The organism is Flavobacterium sp. 120 (assembly GCF_003633605.1).
Classification (GTDB): Bacteria; Bacteroidota; Bacteroidia; order Flavobacteriales; family Flavobacteriaceae; genus Flavobacterium; species Flavobacterium algoritolerans.
This window is the reverse complement of the sequence record NZ_RBKZ01000001.1, coordinates 1307361-1324810: the sequence shown is the minus strand read 5'-3', so window position 1 is coordinate 1324810 and position 17450 is coordinate 1307361. Positions and strand designations below refer to the sequence as shown.

14 protein-coding genes are annotated in these 17450 nt (G+C 34.8%); 9 read left to right on the top strand and 5 right to left on the bottom strand.

Annotated elements, in window-relative coordinates; translation table 11 throughout:
• Positions 1-15 precede the first annotated feature (15 nt).
• The 3 genes from C8C87_RS05720 (at position 16) to C8C87_RS05710 (ending at position 3662) form a co-directional block, all read left to right on the top strand.
• On the top strand, positions 16-519 hold the full coding sequence (locus tag C8C87_RS05720) for an SRPBCC domain-containing protein (RefSeq protein WP_121341899.1): 504 nt from the start codon (positions 16-18) through the stop codon (positions 517-519).
• A gap of 289 nt (positions 520-808) precedes the next feature.
• The gene (locus C8C87_RS05715) at positions 809-2338 is read left to right on the top strand and encodes a S10 family peptidase (RefSeq protein WP_121341897.1); all 1530 of its coding nucleotides are present in this window, start codon (positions 809-811) and stop codon (positions 2336-2338) included.
• Between the two features lie 133 nt (positions 2339-2471).
• Positions 2472-3662 (top strand): TIGR03862 family flavoprotein, encoded by a 1191-nt coding sequence (locus tag C8C87_RS05710; protein ID WP_121341895.1) that lies wholly within the window; start codon positions 2472-2474, stop codon positions 3660-3662.
• Positions 3663-3743: 81 nt separating this feature from the next.
• Here C8C87_RS05710 and C8C87_RS05705 read toward each other — a convergent pair whose 3' ends face one another.
• The 3 genes from C8C87_RS05705 to C8C87_RS05695 all read right to left on the bottom strand — a co-directional run bounded on the left by C8C87_RS05705 (position 3744) and on the right by C8C87_RS05695 (position 5831).
• Entirely contained in the window at positions 3744-4127 is a 384-nt protein-coding gene (locus tag C8C87_RS05705) for a DUF3037 domain-containing protein (protein ID WP_099715705.1), read from the bottom strand.
• Positions 4105-4899 (bottom strand): HipA family kinase, encoded by a 795-nt coding sequence (locus C8C87_RS05700; protein ID WP_121341894.1) that lies wholly within the window; start codon positions 4897-4899, stop codon positions 4105-4107. The genes C8C87_RS05705 and C8C87_RS05700 overlap by 23 nt, the downstream gene beginning before the upstream one ends.
• 77 nt (positions 4900-4976) lie before the next feature.
• The gene (locus tag C8C87_RS05695) at positions 4977-5831 is read right to left on the bottom strand and encodes an NAD(P)H-hydrate dehydratase (protein WP_121343300.1); all 855 of its coding nucleotides are present in this window, start codon (positions 5829-5831) and stop codon (positions 4977-4979) included.
• Positions 5832-6133: 302 nt separating this feature from the next.
• Between C8C87_RS05695 and gcvT the strand changes: the two genes are divergently transcribed.
• The 5 genes from gcvT (at position 6134) to C8C87_RS05670 (ending at position 13715) form a co-directional block, all read left to right on the top strand.
• Positions 6134-7216, top strand: coding sequence for a glycine cleavage system aminomethyltransferase GcvT (gene gcvT / locus C8C87_RS05690; RefSeq protein ID WP_121341892.1), 1083 nt, complete (start codon positions 6134-6136; stop codon positions 7214-7216).
• Between the two features lie 6 nt (positions 7217-7222).
• Positions 7223-9265 (top strand): S41 family peptidase, encoded by a 2043-nt coding sequence (locus C8C87_RS05685; RefSeq protein ID WP_121341890.1) that lies wholly within the window; start codon positions 7223-7225, stop codon positions 9263-9265.
• A gap of 13 nt (positions 9266-9278) precedes the next feature.
• Complete coding sequence (locus C8C87_RS05680) at positions 9279-10313, top strand: hypothetical protein (protein WP_121341888.1); 1035 nt, start codon at positions 9279-9281, stop codon at positions 10311-10313.
• A 61-nt stretch (positions 10314-10374) separates the two neighbouring features.
• Entirely contained in the window at positions 10375-11088 is a 714-nt protein-coding gene (locus C8C87_RS05675) for a YebC/PmpR family DNA-binding transcriptional regulator (RefSeq protein WP_099715711.1), read from the top strand.
• 554 nt (positions 11089-11642) lie between these two features.
• On the top strand, positions 11643-13715 hold the full coding sequence (locus C8C87_RS05670; protein WP_121341886.1) for a hypothetical protein: 2073 nt from the start codon (positions 11643-11645) through the stop codon (positions 13713-13715).
• Between the two features lie 81 nt (positions 13716-13796).
• On the opposite strand, the gene C8C87_RS05665 is transcribed toward C8C87_RS05670, so the two are convergent.
• Together C8C87_RS05665 and C8C87_RS05660 are read right to left on the bottom strand one after the other, a co-directional pair.
• On the bottom strand, positions 13797-14837 hold the full coding sequence (locus C8C87_RS05665; protein ID WP_099715713.1) for a PLP-dependent cysteine synthase family protein: 1041 nt from the start codon (positions 14835-14837) through the stop codon (positions 13797-13799).
• A gap of 68 nt (positions 14838-14905) precedes the next feature.
• Positions 14906-16966: a S9 family peptidase gene (locus C8C87_RS05660; RefSeq protein WP_369869860.1), complete on the bottom strand. Its 2061-nt coding sequence runs from the start codon at positions 16964-16966 to the stop codon at positions 14906-14908.
• Positions 16967-17111: 145 nt separating this feature from the next.
• Between C8C87_RS05660 and C8C87_RS05655 the strand changes: the two genes are divergently transcribed.
• Positions 17112-17432, top strand: a complete 321-nt coding sequence (locus C8C87_RS05655) for a YbaB/EbfC family nucleoid-associated protein (protein ID WP_099715715.1) — start codon at positions 17112-17114, stop codon at positions 17430-17432.
• Positions 17433-17450: the final 18 nt, after the last annotated feature.

The window sequence follows — 17450 nt, the reverse complement described above, 5'->3', positions numbered from 1 at the left end:
TTAAATCGAAATAAAATGGCAACTAATAGCAAAACACTTGTTGTAAAAGATTTAGAAGAAAAAACAATTCTGGTTTCCAGAACATTTTCTGCGCCACTTGAAAAAGTCTGGCGTGCGTATACTGAAAGTGAATTATTGGAACAATGGTGGGCACCAAAACCTTGGAAAGCCGAAACCAAATCGATGGACTTTTCTGTTGGCGGTTATTGGTTGTACGCAATGGTGGGGCCCGAAAATGAAAAACATTGGGGACGAATGGATTATACAGCCATAACACCCCATTTAAGTTTTGAAATTAAAGATAGTTTTTGTGACGAAGAGGGAACTGTAAACACTTCGTTGCCGGTTGCTACAGGAACTATTGTTTTTACGACTACAGAATCCGGTACTTTGGTTGAATTCAAGATGTTTTATTCTAATGAAAAAGAGATTGAAACCATGATTGAAATGGGCTTTGAACAAGGTATTACGGCTTGTTTGGAACAATTGGAAGCTTTATTTCAAGAAAATAAAATCTAGCGATTACCAAAGATTCTATCTATTGTCGGGCGGCTCGCGTAAGGGATTGCGGCGGCATCCTTTATTTTTTTTTTTTTAAAAATAAAGATAGAGCCAAAAGCCCGACCCCAAAGCTGCAGTTGCGGGAATGGAAAAGGGAATTTTCTGCTTTGGGGTTACGCCCAAATAAGGTTTCATGGTTTGGAAATTACTATGCTGCTTTTTGTCACTCTATTAAAAAGCAATATATTAGTGCTGTCAAAATTATATCCGAAAAACGGTATTGAAATACCCCAAACCCATCTCTTTTATGAAAAAAACAGTACTATCCTTGCTCTTCGTTGGATTTTTTACCGCTTTGCATGCCCAGCCTTCAAAAACACCCACAACTCCTGCCGCTCCAAAAGAAGAAAGTTCAGCCGCAAATCTTACTTTCAATCCGGATTCACAAGTGGTGACGGAACATACTACAACTATCAAAGGTCAAAAAGTGCCTTACAAAGCCACCACTGGTACAATGCCGGTTTGGGATGAAGACGGAAAAGCTATAGCCGGTTTATTTTATACGTATTACGAACGCTCCGATGTAAAAGATCGTGCCGCCCGCCCTTTGGTTATCTCCTTTAATGGTGGTCCAGGTTCGGCTTCGGTTTGGATGCAGATTGCCTATACCGGTCCAAGTTTAATCAATATTGATGATGAAGGCTATCCGTTACAGCCTTATGGAATCAAGGAAAATCCATATTCGATCTTGGATGTTGCCGATATTGTTTTTGTAAATCCGGTTAATACCGCGTATTCAAGAGCAACGAGCAAAGAAATACCAACCACTAAATTCTTTGGTGTAAATGCCGACATTAAATACCTCGCCGATTGGATTAATGGATTTGTATCCAGAACCAATCGTTGGGCTTCGCCAAAATATTTGATTGGTGAAAGTTATGGTACCACACGCGTTTCGGGATTGGCGCTAGAATTGCAAAACAGCGAATGGATGTATCTGAACGGTGTTATTCTAGTATCGCCAACTGAATTGGGAATCACTCGTGGAGTCGCTTCTGAAGCCGCACTAAAACTGCCTTATTTTGCTGCTACGGCTTGGTATCACAAAATGCTGCCTGCTGATTTACAGAACAAAGATTTAACCGCAATGTTACCAGAAGTGGAAGACTTCACCATCAATGAGTTGCTACCCGCAATGAGCAAAGGTGGCGCATTAGACGACCAAAAAAGAAAAGAAATGGCCGCTAAAATAGCACGCTATTCCGGACTTTCGGAAAAAGTGGTTTTGCAAAATAATTTAGACGTACCGTATGATTATTTCTGGAAAGAATTATTGCGCGAGCAAGGGTTTACGGTAGGAAGATTAGATTCCCGCTACAAAGGAATTGACCGTAAAGCGGCTGGTGACGGACCTGATTTTAATGCTGAACTTACTTCGTGGCTCCACTCCTTTACTCCTGCCATCAATATGTACTTGCGTAATAATCTAAACTACAAAACCGATTTTAAATACAATATGTTTGGTTCTGTGAGACCTTGGGATGATTCCAATGATAAAACCGGAGAAAACCTGCGTCAAGCCATGGCACAAAATCCATATTTGCATGTTATGGTTCAGTCTGGGTATTATGACGGAGCCTGTGATTATTTTAACTCAAAATACAACATGTGGCAAATGGACCCAAGCGGAAGACTTAAAGACAGAATGTCTTGGAAAGGATATAGAAGCGGTCACATGATGTACTTACGAAAAGTAGATTTGGAAACTGCCAACGAAGATATTAGACAATTTATAAAACAATCCTTGCCTAAAGCCGGAGAATCGGCAAAATATTAGGTTTAGCATTATTTTTATAAAAAAGGCTGTTCAAAATGATTTTGGACAGCCTTTTTTTTGCTTTACAAATACAATAGCTAATATAAAACCCCATATCAAGGTTAATGGGTAAAACAAACCGTATTTTTGCAGCGTGAAGAAATCAGTTTCAATTATTGGAGGAGGACCCGCAGCACTTATACTCGCTGCATTACTCGATTGTCAAAAATTTACCGTTACCATCTACGAAAAAAATAAAACACTAGGAAGAAAATTTCTGGTGGCGGGAAAAGGAGGATTTAACCTCACCCATTCAGAACCAATAGCTGAATTGATTGCGCGCTATACGCCACCCCATTTTCTGGAAAAAGCACTCCTTGATTTTGACAACGACGATTTTCGGAAATGGATTGATTCTATCGGTATTCCAACCTACATCGGCAGCAGCAAACGCGTATATCCTGAAAGTGGCATCAAACCTATAACAGTGCTCAATGCAATTCTGGATATTCTGACTAAACAAGGTGTTGCTATTCAATACCAACATACTTGGAAAGGTTGGACCAGCGAGGATGCTATTATTTTCAATACGGATACAGCAATACAATCAGACTATACCATTTTTGCCCTTGGCGGTGGGAGCTGGAAAGTAACCGGTTCAGATGGCACTTGGCTTGACTTGTTCGAAAAGCAAGATATTGCTATTGTTCCTTTTCAATCATCCAATTGTGCGTATCGTGTGAACTGGCCGGAAGATTTTATTTTGGAACATGAAGGCAGTCCGCTTAAAAATATCGCCATAAGCTGTTTGAATAAAAGACAAAAAGGCGAAGCGGTAATCACACGTTTCGGTTTAGAAGGGAATGCGATTTATGCCCTGAGTCCACAGATTAGAAAGGAATTGGAAAGCCAACAAAAGGCAACAATTTTTCTGGATATGAAACCAACGTTACGGTATGATGATTTACTTCAAAAGATCAAAAAATCAACCTTTAAAAAGACGAGCGAAACACTACAAAAAGAAGTTAAATTGAGTGCTGCGCAGATTGGGCTTTTGAAAAAATACCTTTCGAAAGAAACCTACCTAAATCCGGAATTATTGGCACAAAACATTAAAAAACTGAGTATCGAAATCACCGGATCTGCCCTATTGAACGATGCAATATCTACAACAGGCGGCATTCAATTGCATGCTGTAGATGAAAATTTTCAATTTAAAAACAAGAAAAGTCATTATTGTATTGGCGAAATGCTGGACTGGGATGCACCCACGGGCGGCTATCTTCTTCAGGCTTGCTTTAGTATGGGCATGCATCTTGCGCGTCACCTGAATAGTATTTCTTAATTTTTAATGTTCTAATGTTGACTCCAAAAGAGTGTTTTGTTTGCGAAATGACTTTCCAACAGTTTTTCTTTTTCAATTTATTTATAATACCATTTCTTCAAACAAGCGTTGCGTTGTTTTTTCCAAATCATCACACAATCCCGGATGCGGTCTTGAGGTTTGAATAGCTGAACTGCGAAGTGCTGTCAACCAACGGAAACGCGATGGAATATCAAATTGTCCTATTGGTCCACCTGATTTTTCGCCATGCGCCACTTTCTCAAATGCTTGTAAGTTTAAATGCAATTGTTCTAGATCTAAATCGGCTGAAAATAGTTGCAATTTGGCTTCGTTCATCGAGCAAAGCACTTTTATAAACTTCGCTTTTTTACAAAAGAGAATAATACCCACATTGAGGAATTCTTCGCGTTCTACCCTTGGCACAACCCGGATTACGGCATACTCATATAAGTGCTTCTCTTGCATTTTGTGCTTCGTTTATAAAAATTTCGGAATGGTTCAAACGTATGGATAAAAACTGGAAATAGACTTCTCGAATGGCTTCCGGAGCTTCATCGGTATCTTCCCATTGCAACCAATCCTCTGGAATCAGATTCACGATATTTTGCAGTACATCATCAGTCAATATTTTTTTGAATAGTACATCTGTTTCTGGCAATAAGGAAGCCTGAGGCAACAATACATGGTCTTTTATCAATGCAAAAGGGCTTTGTGCATGCTTTTCCCAATTGGTCCACGAATGATGAAAATAAAGACTGGCACCGTGATCGATCAACCACAATTCTTTATGCCAAATCAACATGTTGGTGTTTCTAAACGTTCTGTCGACATTGGTGATAAAAGCATCTAACCAAACAATTTGGGATGCTAATTTTGGATCAACCAAAGTGACAACAGGGTCAAAATTTATAGCTCCCGATAAATAATGCAATGCCAAATTGAGTCCTTGACTGCCTTGAAGTAAATCTTGAATTTCTTCATCAGCTTCTGAACGTCCAAAAGCTTCGTCGAGATTTGCGAAAACGAGTTCCGGCATTTTTAATTTTAAAACACGGGCAATTTCTCCGCCTATTAATTCGGCAATTAAGGCTTTCACGCCGTGTCCGGCACCTTTGAATTTCAATACGTATTTAAAATCATCATCGGCTTCAGCGAGCGCAGGCAAAGAACCGCCTTCCCGCAAAGGAGTGATGTATCGCGTAACATTTACGGTTCTAAGATGGGGTGTTTTTTCCATAATCGAATTGGATAAAGCAATTTTGCTTGGATACAAACTTACAAATAAGTAGGGTAAAATTCATTTGTGAGCGCTATTTACTCCAATTTTTCTAAACTCAAAAAGGCTTTCCCAATATTCGCAATAACATCTGAAGCGATAAAAGATTGATATCCGGTTTCGGGTAATGCAATATCGGCAGTTAATCCGTGAAGATATACTCCAAGAATTGCGGCACTAATGGGTTCGTAAGATTGTGCCAATAAACTGGTAATCATTCCCGTTAAAACATCGCCGCTTCCTGCGGTTGCCAAAGCGGCATTTCCTGTGGTGTTCTCGAAGAGAGTTTCTCCATCAATTATGTGTGTTGGTGCGCCTTTCATCACAATTATAACATCGTACTGTTTTGAAAAAGAAACTGCTTTACTCCTTTTTTCCTCTTCGGAATGCCATTTTCCAATTAATCGCTCCAGTTCTTTGGGATGTGGCGTTAAGATTGTTTTAGGCGGTACAAAAGAAAGCCATTCTTTGTTTTGGGATACAATATTCAACGCATCGGCATCGATTACCAAAGGGCTTTTATTTGTTTTTAAAAACTGATGTACTGCATTTTGGGTTTCAATTTCCTGACCTAAACCGGGACCAATTCCTATAGCTTGTGGTGTAATTTCGAAAGTGATATTAGAAATTTTTTCCTCTTGAATATCTGTAAGAACCATAACTTCGGGAATGGCGGTTTGCAGAATTGTGTAGCCACATTTCGGAATAAAAACGGTGACTAATCCGCAACCTGTTTTCAAACAAGCTTTGGCAGACAAACTTACTGCTCCTATCTTTCCATAACTTCCGCCAATGATTAAAGCGTGTCCCTGAATTCCTTTGTGAGTATGCTTATCTGGCTGTTTGTATCGTTTCAGGATTTCTTTTTGGTTGATGTAAATGGGATTCGTCATTGAAATTTGTTTGTTTAAAATTACGAATTTAATAGGAAACAAATTCATTAATTGGACCTAAATTCCCTAGCCCTGATAGCAGCGGCATCCTTTATTTAAAGCTTCCAGCCTTATGAAGGGTGAAAGCTTTAAATAAAGATAGAGCGAATAGCAGGAATTAGCTCCTAAAAAAAAATGACTATAAATCCTACAGCACGAATTATTCCGAAAACGTTTGAAACTTTAAACTTTGCTTCGCTCCGCCTTTGTCACCCGAAATAAAATCAATAAATTAGCGACTTCAAATTTTATATTAAAACACAATGAAAAATACTGCGCTTACGCACATACACGAGAGTTTGGGAGCAAAAATGCTTCCGTTTGCCGGATACAATATGCCCATTTTATATGAAGGTGTGAATGCAGAACATGAAACGGTACGTAATGCCGTGGGTGTTTTTGACGTTTCTCACATGGGTGAATTCTTGCTTACGGGTCCAAATGCATTGGCTTTGATTCAAAAAGTGACTTCGAATGATGCTTCAACTTTGACAATAGGAAGAGCGCAATATTCTTGTTTACCGAACAATGACGGTGGAATTGTAGACGATTTGATTGTTTATAAAATGAAAGACGAGCAATATTTATTAGTTGTAAATGCTTCGAATATTGACAAGGATTGGGATTGGATTTCGGCTCAAAATGACTTGGGTGTGGAGATGAAAAACTTATCAGAGGATTATTCTTTATTGGCGATTCAAGGACCAAAAGCAGTTGAAGCGATGCAATCCTTGACCTCAAAAGATTTATCAGCGATTCCGTATTATCATTTTGAAGTGGGTGATTTTGCCGGTATCGAAAACGTAATTATTTCGGCTACAGGATATACGGGTTCTGGAGGTTTTGAGATTTATTGCAAAAATTCAGAAGTAGAACAAATTTGGAATAAAGTTTTTGAAGCGGGTGCCCCTTTTGGCATCAAGCCAATTGGTCTTGCGGCTCGTGATACATTGCGATTAGAAATGGGTTTCTGTTTGTACGGAAATGACATCAACGATACGACTTCACCACTGGAAGCTGGTTTGGGATGGATTACAAAGTTCACTAAAGAATTCACGAATTCAGAAAATCTAAAAAAACAAAAAGAAGCAGGAGTTACTAAAAAATTAGTCGCTTTTGAAATGCAAGAACGTGCAGTGCCAAGACATGATTACGAAATTGTGGATGCTTCAGGAAATGTAATCGGAATTGTAACTTCGGGAACAATGTCTCCATCCATGAACAAAGGAATTGGTTTGGGTTATGTAACTGTTGAAAACAGTGCTTTGGAAAGTGACATTTTTATAAGAATCCGTAAAAATGATGTTCCTGCAAAAGTGGTGAAATTACCTTTTTACAAGAAATAATAATAAATGAAGAAACTTTCACTTGTATTGTTGCTGACTACATTTTCACTTTTGGGTCAAAATGATGCAAAAACTTGTGAAACACTTTCTAAAATAAATGCGTTAATACAACGCGAACATTACCAACCAAAACCGGTAGACGACAGTTTATCGGTTTTTGTTTTTGATAGTTTTTTGGATGTTTTGGACTCTAACCGAAACTTGTTTACCAAGATTGAATATCAAAAACTACGTGAGCATAGACTTCAACTGGACAATTATATTTTACAGAATAATTGTTCTTTTATGAGTGATTTTGTTGCTGTTTATAAATTGGCTTTAGTTCGAAAAAAGAAAATTTTAGAAAAAATACAACAGGAGACTTTTGATTACAATACGAATGACTCCGTTAAATTTTCGAAGAAAAACTTCCCTTTTGATTTGGTTTTAACGGATATCGAAAGAGTTTGGAGAAAGAGAATTAAGTATGATATTCTGGAAGACATTTCTAAATTAAGTTCGAATTTAGATTCACTGACGCAGAATTTTTCAAAGCTCGAAAAAACTTCTAAAGCAAAAATATTTGACACCAACTTATGCAAAGTAAATAGCATTCTTGGAGACACAAACAGATTAGAAAATGACCTTCAAAATAATTTTTTGAATATTTTTTGCACCTATTTTGATCCTCATTCCAATTATTTTTCAATGGATGCTAAATCCAGTTTTATGTCGGGTTTATCAACGAGTAATCTTTCATTGGGTTTAAATATTGGATTTAATGAAAAAGAGGAAATTATCATCGAAGAAATTGTCCCCGGTGGTCCAGCAGCCAAAACGGATAAGTTTGAAAAAGATGATGTAATCCTGAAAGTGTCTAATACCAAAGGAGATGCATATTCTGTTTCCTGCTCTTCCATAGAAAAAATTGGAGAATTAATTTTTTCTGATTCGAATATAGAAATTGAGTTGACCATTCAGAAAAAAAATGGAACAGTACAATCTGTACGCCTGAGAAAGCAAGTAATGAAAGCCACTGAAAATGCTGTTTTCAGTTATATTGCCGAAGCGGAAACTAAAATTGGGTACATCAATATTCCTAGTTTTTATTCTAATTTCGATGGATATTCTATTCAAGGTTGCGCTGATGATGTTGCCAAAGAAATTGTGAAACTTCAAAAAGACAATGTTGAAGGTTTAGTAATCGATCTTCAAGACAATGGCGGTGGATCAATGGAAGAAGCCATTAAATTAGCCGGAATGTTTTTAGATATTGGTCCAGTATCTGTTTTGGTAAATAATAAAAATAAACAAACTATTTTAAAAGACGGGAATCGTGGCAGCGCATACAATGGCCCAATTGTGCTGTTAATCAACGGAAATTCAGCATCGGCAAGCGAATTTTTTGCGGCCTCAATGCAGGATTATAACCGGGCAATCATCATTGGCAGTACATCGTTAGGCAAGGCTTCCATGCAAACTATTCTACCATTGGACGAAAACAATCAACAGGGTTTTGTAAAACTAACTATTGAAAAATTCTACAGAATTACTGGCGACAGCCACCAGATAAAAGGGATTGTTCCAGATATTGCTGTACCAGTTTTATTTGACAGCATCATTCAGCGAGAAATTAGTTTTAAAACTGCTTTGAAATATGATATGATTACCACAAAAGCAAGATTTAATCCGTTTTCAAAAACCTATTTCCCCAAAATAGTCGAATTAAGTAATTCAAGAGTGAAAAACGCCTCTCGTTTCAATGAAATTAGTTTGGCTAACAAGCAGATAAATGCACTTTATAACAATCCTAAAAAACCGACTCGATTAGTTTTTAAAGATGTATTCAATGATATTCATGAAATTGATTCGCTTTGGAAAAAAGTCAAAAAAATTGTGGAAAGCGAAAGTAACAGTACAATCTCGAATAATTCCTTTGATTTAGAGCAATTAAAATTTGATGTTTTTCAACAGGATATTAATCGCTATAAAATCAAAGAGGTGAAAAACAATCCTTATTTAGAAGAAGCAATTGCCATAATAAACGATTATAAGAATTTAAATAAATAACCAACCAAAAAAAATGAAACTAACCTTTACTTCGTTCCTCTTTTTAATTACAATTACCTTTTCTAATGCGCAAGAATTCAAAACTCCTGTTGACTATTTGAATTACATTGGCAAAGAAACTGATGCTATTTCTCGAACAACATGGAAATACACTTCGGCAGTTGCACATAGTAAAAATGCCCGAAGAATTGATGTAACGCGTAAAACATTGGTAAAAAGTATCCAAAATGCCACTAAAAAAATAGAAGCTTTAAAAGATGGGTATAAAGGTGATGTTGAATACAAAGACCAACTACTAGCTTATTTATCAATTTCTGAAAAACAAATCAATCAGGAATATGAAAAAATCATAAACATGCAGGAAGTGGCGGAACAATCCTATGATTTTATGGAAGCTTTTATTTTGGCAAGAGACTTGGTCAATACTAAAATCAATGAAGAAGTGGATAAATTGAATGCCAACCAAAAAATATTTGCAACTAAATATGGCATCCAAATTGGAGAAGATAAAAGTGAATTGGGTAAAAAAATGAAAATCTCAAATGAAGTTTTTGAAAATCATACCCAATTATTTCTGATTTTTTTCAAAGTAAATTTCACAGAATCTCTTTTGATGAATGCTATTGCTCAAAACAATTTGAATGCTATTCAACAAAACAGTAATGCATTAGAACAATATTCGAATGAGGGTTTGGATAAATTAAAAACATTTAAAGCATACAATAATGATTTAATACTGGTAAATGCTACCAAAAAAGTATTGGAATTCAGTAAAAAAGAAGCGTTAGAATTTAGTCCTAAAGTAGTTGCTTTTATGATGCTCAATCAGAAATTTCAAGAAACTAAAAAAATAATGGATAACAAATCAGTCGCTTCCAGATCAAAGGAAGAAGTGGATAATTTCAATAAATTGGTAAACGAGTTGAATAAAGAAGTTGGAAATTATAATGCTAACAATAATAAATTCAATTCAGAGCGTGCAAATACAATCAATTTTTGGAATGTAACCGGTGATAGTTTTATTTCAAAGCACGTGCCAATTGATTAATAAAAATTTTTGAAAAAATAACTAATAACTGTATTTTTGCAGTTCAAAATAAAAAATAGAAATGGGAAGAGCGTTTGAGTTTAGAAAAGGTAGAAAAATGAAACGTTGGTCAGCAATGGCCAAAGCATTTACCAGAATTGGTAAAGATATTGTAATGGCCGTAAAGGAAGGCGGACCAAATCCTGAAGCCAATTCAAGATTAAGAGCCGTAATCCAGAATTCAAAGGCAGTAAATATGCCAAAAGAAAATGTAGAACGTGCCATTAAAAAAGCTACTGATAAAGACACCGCCAACTATAAAGAAGTTTTATTTGAAGGATATGCGCCTCATGGAATTGCAATTCTAGTTGAAACAGCTACAGATAATAATAACAGAACTGTTGCTAATGTTAGAAGTTATTTTAACAAATGCAATGGAACTATGGGAACTCAAGGTTCTGTTGAATTTATGTTTGATCATACGTGTAATTTCAGAATTCCGGCAAACGGAATCGACCCTGAAGAATTAGAATTAGAATTAATCGATTTTGGTGCTGAAGAGATTTTTGAAGATGAAGATGGTATTTTAATATATGCTCCTTTTGGCAGTTTTGGAACCATTCAAAAAGAATTAGAAAATAGAGGACTTGAAATTCTTTCTTCCGGATTTGAAAGAATCCCTCAAATCACCAAAAAACTTACAGAAGCTGAAGTCGCTGATGTAGAAAAACTAATTGAAAAATTAGAGGAGGATGATGATGTGATGAACGTATATCATACTATGGAAGAGGAATAGATTTTGATACAATTATACTTTAAACTCTAGCTTTGGCTAGAGTTTTTTTGTTTCACAATTTATGAACTAACAATATTACCTCTGTGATTTATCCTTTAAAGTATTCTTTGAGTTATTTATTAAAATCGGCTGAAAACATAGTTGTAAAACAAACCAAATAGTTTCTTGGAATTATATGTTTCCCTAAGGCTTTTACCTTTTTCTAAAATTTTCAAGCAATAAGTCAATAGTATATAAATAAGTTTTTAAAAGACATTTGCCTCCAAATTATTTTATAAATACCGTTTAAATTATTGACTTTATCTAAAAATAGAAGATTTAGCAAACGAGTATTATTTAATATCTTTTATACTGCTACCAAGTTTCTTATATTTGCTGACTTTTGCGAAATGCTACGCCTTAAAAACAAGCGAAACATCAAACCGTTAGGAGCACAATTATTTTTTGTTATGTTCATCTACAAAAAATAGTCCCTGATTGAATGAGTTTAGTTAGCAATCTAAATTTCCAAATACAGAGTATCGTTCTAAAGAACGTTTTAAATTACAACATCTATGACAAACAACATTCTAATTGAAAATCAATATAAAAGAACCAGTTTATTTGAAAAAGAAAATGTGAACTATTTAGTGCGCATTTTAAAAAGATTCAATACAGTACCAAAGATAAATAACATCAATATTATCACTTCAACCAGTGAGCCTACTGTTTTTAAAATTGTACCCAACAAATCAATTATAATTGGTTCCTCATTTTTAGACAAACCCATTTTAGCGTTAGTCTATTTAAGATATGGAATCGAATGGCAGCTATGGTACAAAGCATTGAACGCCGAGAAAAAAGATGTTGTTTTATGTGATATTGCAGCTCTCGAAGTGATTCGAATTTTTTATAATTTACTACCGAAAGATGATAAGGAAAAATTAGAAAATCTTGATTATATTCTAATTAACTTAATTAAAAATGATGCCTCTTTAAATACTGAATCTTCATTAATAAACGACGAACTTCAATCTTTTCATGGTTTAAAAAATTCAAACACTGAACTCAAAGAATCTTGGAAACCAATTGTCGAAAATCTTGCAAAACCGACAGAATACATGTTGATGTCTGGTGGTGATCTTCGATTGAATATCGATGAGATTCATTTGCTAAACAAATACGGATGCCGTCCATTTCCAAGACCTGATGCATTTACCTTTGCTTCGTCTACGGCGTCAAGTGTTTCTAATTTTGCTTTTGATAAAACAGATAAAGTGAGAAGTATATTGATTAGAAATAGTCTTAAGAAAGGTTTTCAAAATACTACAATCGAGTTTTCTGAATTGCTAAAAAATAATCTTAGACATATCTTTAAATTAAATGAGGAAAGTGAAATAATTTTTTCACCATCAGGTACTGATTCTTCACTCCAAATAGCAGCCATAACACAAATTATTTCTGACAAAGAAATTACACATATTTTGGTGGCCTCTGATGAAACTGGTAGCGGTGTAGCTGCGGCCTTAAAAGGGTGTCATTTTGAAAACACTACAGCTTTAAATTATCCAATTAAAAAAGACACTAAAATTGAAGGTTTTAGAGATGTTGATTTAATACAAATCCCTTTTAGAGATCAAAATGGCGCATTAAAAACGTCTAATCAATTAGATCAGGAAGTATTTGATGCCGTTGTTAAGACCAGAAATGAAGGCAGACATATAGTATTACATACTATGGACCAATCAAAATTAGGATATCAATCTCCCAGCGACGAATTTATTAAAAAACTAAACACACTTGAAGACTTATCAATTCAAATAATTGTAGATGGTTCACAGCTAAGATTAGATCCAAAAGACATACAAAATTATTTAAATAAAGGCTATATTGTCACCATAACGGGGAGTAAATTCTTTACTGGTCCTCCATATTGCGGTGCATTAATTTTACCTAAAAATGTCAATAAATTAATTCAATCTGTAAAAAACACATTACCCAAAGGATTAAACCAATATTATAATCGTTCTGATTGGCCGACTTCCTGGTTTTGTTCCAATGAATTATCTGAAGGCTATAACTATGGTTCCTATATGCGCTGGAATGCTGCGGTGGTTGAAATGGACAGGTATTACAAAACACCTATTTTATATCGAAATATGGGTATTGAGATGTTTTGTAATTTTGTGGACGACTCCATAAAAGAGGCCACTTTTTTACAGCCTATTTACGGGGATGAAACAAAAACTAAGATTTACAGCAGTAAAGAATTTGGAATAAGAAATATTCGTACCATTTTTCCTTTCTTTATTTTAAAAAACAATGAGGTCTTATCTGTTGATAAAGTAAAAAAATTATATACTTTATTAAATTCGGATTTATCTGATCAGTTTGAAGGTTCTTCTTTAGAAATCATTCGACTTGCTGCCCAAAAATGTCATATTGGTCAAGCAGTTAATGTAAAATATACTCCAGAAATTGAAAGTGCTATTTTAAGAATTAGTTTAGGCGCAAGAGTTATTTCTGAAAGTTGGGTCAATAGAGATATTAGTCTCTTTTTTAGAAATATAGAATTACAAATGAGTCAGATCACAATCACTATTAAAAAAATTGAATTGATACTTAATAATTCTGAATTATTGGATTAAATAAAAAGTGTTCAAATTTAATATTCAATAAAAAAGTCCCATTTGCTGAGGTAAATGGGACTTTTTTATTGAATATTAAATTTATTTTATAAATTCTATTTTTTGAACTTCTTCTTCGTTGATGCTGTCAAAGAAACCTTGTTCGTTCATCCAATCATCGCTAAATACTTTACTCATATAACGAGAACCATGATCCGGGAAAATTGCTATTACATTACTATTAGCGTCAAATTCACCTTCTTCTGCATATTGTCTAATCGCTTGCATCACTGCTCCTGAAGTATATCCAACAAATAAACCTTCTTTTCTGGTAATTTCTCGTGCAGCATGAGCGCTTTCCTCATCGGTTACTTTCATGAACTTATCAATAATATCAAAATCAGTTGCAGATGGAATTAAATTTTTTCCTAGACCTTCTATTCTATATGGATAAATTTCGTCATTATCAAATTCTCTAGTTTCATGATATTTTTTCAATACAGACCCAAAAGCATCCACTCCAAGAATTCTAATAGTAGGATTTTGTTCTTTTAAATATTTTGCAGTACCTGAAATAGTTCCGCCTGTTCCACTACAAGCAATTAAGTGTGTAATTGCTCCGCTAGTTTGTTTCCAAATCTCCGGACCGGTAGACTTATAATGCGCATCAACATTCAACTCATTAAAATACTGATTAATATAAATCGAACCTTTCGTTTCTTCATGCAAACGTTTAGCGACGTTATAATAAGAGCGTTCATCATCAGCAGAAACATGCGCGGGACAAACATATACTTTAGCACCTAAGCTGCGAAGCATGTCAATTTTATCTTTAGATGATTTAGAACTAACAGCAAGAATACAGTTGTAGCCTTTTATAATACTGACCATTGCTAAACTAAAACCCGTATTACCGGAAGTTGTTTCAATTATGGTATCACCAGGAGATAAAATACCTCTCCTTTCAGCTTCTTCAATTATGTATAATGCTATTCTATCTTTTGAAGAATGTCCCGGATTAAAAGCTTCTACTTTAGCGTAAAAATTTCCTTCTAAATTTTCAGTAACTTTATTTAGCTTAATAAGTGGAGTATTACCTATTAATTCTAAGACATTATTATAAGCAGTTATTTCTTTTTTCATAAAAAAATAGTTAGTCGTGGCAATCTTTCACTAAACACGAATGTTACAAATTTAACAAAAAAATCTAATTAGTTTTTAATTTCTTCTAAATCTAATAGAAAACTATATTCTTTTGCTAATTCCTTTAGGGCTTCAAAACGGCCTGAAGCACCTCCGTGACCAGCATCCATATTTGTATTAAGATATAAAACAGTGTCATTTGTTTTTTGAGTTCGTAGCTTTGCAACCCACTTTGCAGGCTCCCAATATTGCACTTGAGAGTCATGAAGTCCAGTAGAAACAAACATATTAGGATATTTTTGAGCCTTTACATTATCATAAGGTGAATAAGACAACATATAATCGTAATATTTTTTAACATTTGGATTTCCCCATTCGTCATATTCTCCAGTTGTAAGCGGAATAGTGTCATCAAGCATCGTAGTAATTACATCCACAAAAGGAACTTGAGCAATCACTCCGTTGTATAATTCAGGTGCCATATTTACTACTGCTCCCATTAATAATCCTCCTGCTGAACCGCCTTCGGCATATAAATGTTTAGGAGAAGTATATTTTTCCTGAATTAAAAACTTAGAGCAATCGATAAAATCAGTGAATGTATTTTTCTTTTTCAATAATTTTCCGTCTTCATACCATTGTCTACCTAAATCTTCTCCACCGCGAATGTGTGCTATTGCAAATACAAATCCTCTGTCAAGAATAGACAAGCGTGTCGATGAAAAGTAAGTATCCATTGTAACTCCGTAAGAGCCATATGCATAAAGCAATAAAGGATTGTTACCGTCTTTCTTTAATCCTTTTCGGTATACCAAAGAAATAGGCACTTTTGTACCATCGGTAGCCGTGGCCCAAACGCGTTCTTCGATGTAATTATTTTTATCGAATTTGCCTCCAAGAACTTCTTGCTCTTTCTTGATTTCTTTCTCTTTGGTTTTCATGTTGAAATCAATAACCGAAGATGGCGTTGCTAATGATTGATAGCTGTAACGCAAAATATCCGTGTCAAAATCAACATTTGTAGTTGTATAGGCATTGTACGTTTCACTTCCAAAAGGCAAGTAATACTCTCCTGCTCCACTCCAAGGCATAATCCGGATATGATTCAATCCATTCGAACGTTCTTCAACAACCAAGTAGTTTCTGAAAATCTCGATATCTTCCAGCAAAACGTCTTTTCTATGCGCAATTATATCTTTCCAATTTTCTTTTGCAGTAGCGTTCTCAGGCGTTTTCATCAACTTGAAATTGGTAGCTTTATCTTTATTGGTAAGAATGTAAAAAGAATCTCCAAAATGAGAAATACTGTATTCTAAACCACGAACTCTTGGTTGAAAAACCACAAACTCACCGTCTGGAGTATCAGAATTAAGTATTCTATATTCAGTAGTCAATGTACTTCCGGAACCAATGACAATGTATTTTCTTGATTTTTCTTTACTCACCGAAACGTTGAACGTATCGTCCTTTTCGTTAAAAACCAAAACATCATCGGCAGCATCAGTGGATAATTTATGCTTGAAAACTTTATCTGAACGCAAGGTAACTTTGTCCTGTCTGGTATAAAAAATAGTTTTATTATCGTTTGCCCAAACGGAGTTCCCTGTGGCATTTTCGATTTTATCCGAAAGGATTTCTCCCGTTTCAAGATTTTTTATCTGTATGGTGTAAATTCTTCTTCCAACAATGTCTATTCCAAAACTTGCAAATTTATTGTCCGGACTCACACTCAAACCTCCTAATTGGAAGTACGAATGTCCTTTGGCCAAATCATTGCAGTTGAATAAAATTTCTTCATTGGCTGAAAGACTTCCTTTTTTTCTCGAATAAATGGGATAATCCTGCCCTTTTTCAAAACGGGTGATGTAGTAATAGCCGTTGTATAAATAAGGAACTGACTGATCATCTTCCTTAATTCTTCCTTTCATTTCCTCAAACAATTCTTTTTGAAAATCTTTAGTATGAGCAGTCATTGCATCATAATATGTGTTTTCCTTATTCAGGTAATCAATAACTTCGGGATTTTCTCTGTCATTTAACCAGAAGTAATTATCAATTCTTGTCTCATTATGTTTTTCTAATGATTTAGGAATTATTTTAGCTACTGGAATTGGACTTTTTTTTAACATTTGTTGTGCTTTTGTATTAGTAAATGAAGTTACAAAAATAACACAAAGAGAAGTTATGATGAGTCTATTTTTCATGAATATTTTGTTGAATATGACTATGCAATATACTAATTTTGTGATTCAATTAATTTAAAAAAATTAAAACATGGATTTAATGGGAATGATGGGCAAACTTAAAGAAACCCAACAAAAGATAGAAGACACTAAAAAACGTTTAGACACAGTCCTTATAGATGAGCAAAGTACCGATGGTTTATTGAAAGTGACACTGACTGCCAATCGCTCCATTAAATCAATTACTATTGACGATTCTTTGCTGGAAGACAAAGAACAATTAGAAGATTATATGATTTTGGTACTAAACAAAGCTATCGAAAAAGCTACTAAAGTAAATGAAGCTGAACTTGATGCTGTTGCAAAAATGGATATGCCAATGATTCCAGGAATGGATAATCTTTTTAAATAAAAAAGTTTAAAGTTTAAG

Excerpts from the sequence above, each read along its gene's own strand:
- C8C87_RS05720 (WP_121341899.1), top strand. The coding sequence starts at position 16 with ATGGCAACTAATAGCAAAACACTTGTTGTAAAAGATTTAGAAGAAAAA.
- C8C87_RS05715 (WP_121341897.1), top strand. The coding sequence starts at position 809 with ATGAAAAAAACAGTACTATCCTTGCTCTTCGTTGGATTTTTTACCGCT.
- C8C87_RS05705 (WP_099715705.1), bottom strand. The coding sequence starts at position 4,127 with ATGCAAGAGAAGCACTTATATGAGTATGCCGTAATCCGGGTTGTGCCA.
- C8C87_RS05700 (WP_121341894.1), bottom strand. The coding sequence starts at position 4,899 with ATGGAAAAAACACCCCATCTTAGAACCGTAAATGTTACGCGATACATC.
- C8C87_RS05695 (WP_121343300.1), bottom strand. The coding sequence starts at position 5,831 with ATGACGAATCCCATTTACATCAACCAAAAAGAAATCCTGAAACGATAC.
- gcvT (WP_121341892.1), top strand. The coding sequence starts at position 6,134 with ATGAAAAATACTGCGCTTACGCACATACACGAGAGTTTGGGAGCAAAA.
- C8C87_RS05685 (WP_121341890.1), top strand. The coding sequence starts at position 7,223 with ATGAAGAAACTTTCACTTGTATTGTTGCTGACTACATTTTCACTTTTG.
- C8C87_RS05680 (WP_121341888.1), top strand. The coding sequence starts at position 9,279 with ATGAAACTAACCTTTACTTCGTTCCTCTTTTTAATTACAATTACCTTT.
- C8C87_RS05675 (WP_099715711.1), top strand. The coding sequence starts at position 10,375 with ATGGGAAGAGCGTTTGAGTTTAGAAAAGGTAGAAAAATGAAACGTTGG.
- C8C87_RS05670 (WP_121341886.1), top strand. The coding sequence starts at position 11,643 with ATGACAAACAACATTCTAATTGAAAATCAATATAAAAGAACCAGTTTA.
- C8C87_RS05665 (WP_099715713.1), bottom strand. The coding sequence starts at position 14,837 with ATGAAAAAAGAAATAACTGCTTATAATAATGTCTTAGAATTAATAGGT.
- C8C87_RS05660 (WP_369869860.1), bottom strand. The coding sequence starts at position 16,966 with ATGTTAAAAAAAAGTCCAATTCCAGTAGCTAAAATAATTCCTAAATCA.
- C8C87_RS05655 (WP_099715715.1), top strand. The coding sequence starts at position 17,112 with ATGGATTTAATGGGAATGATGGGCAAACTTAAAGAAACCCAACAAAAG.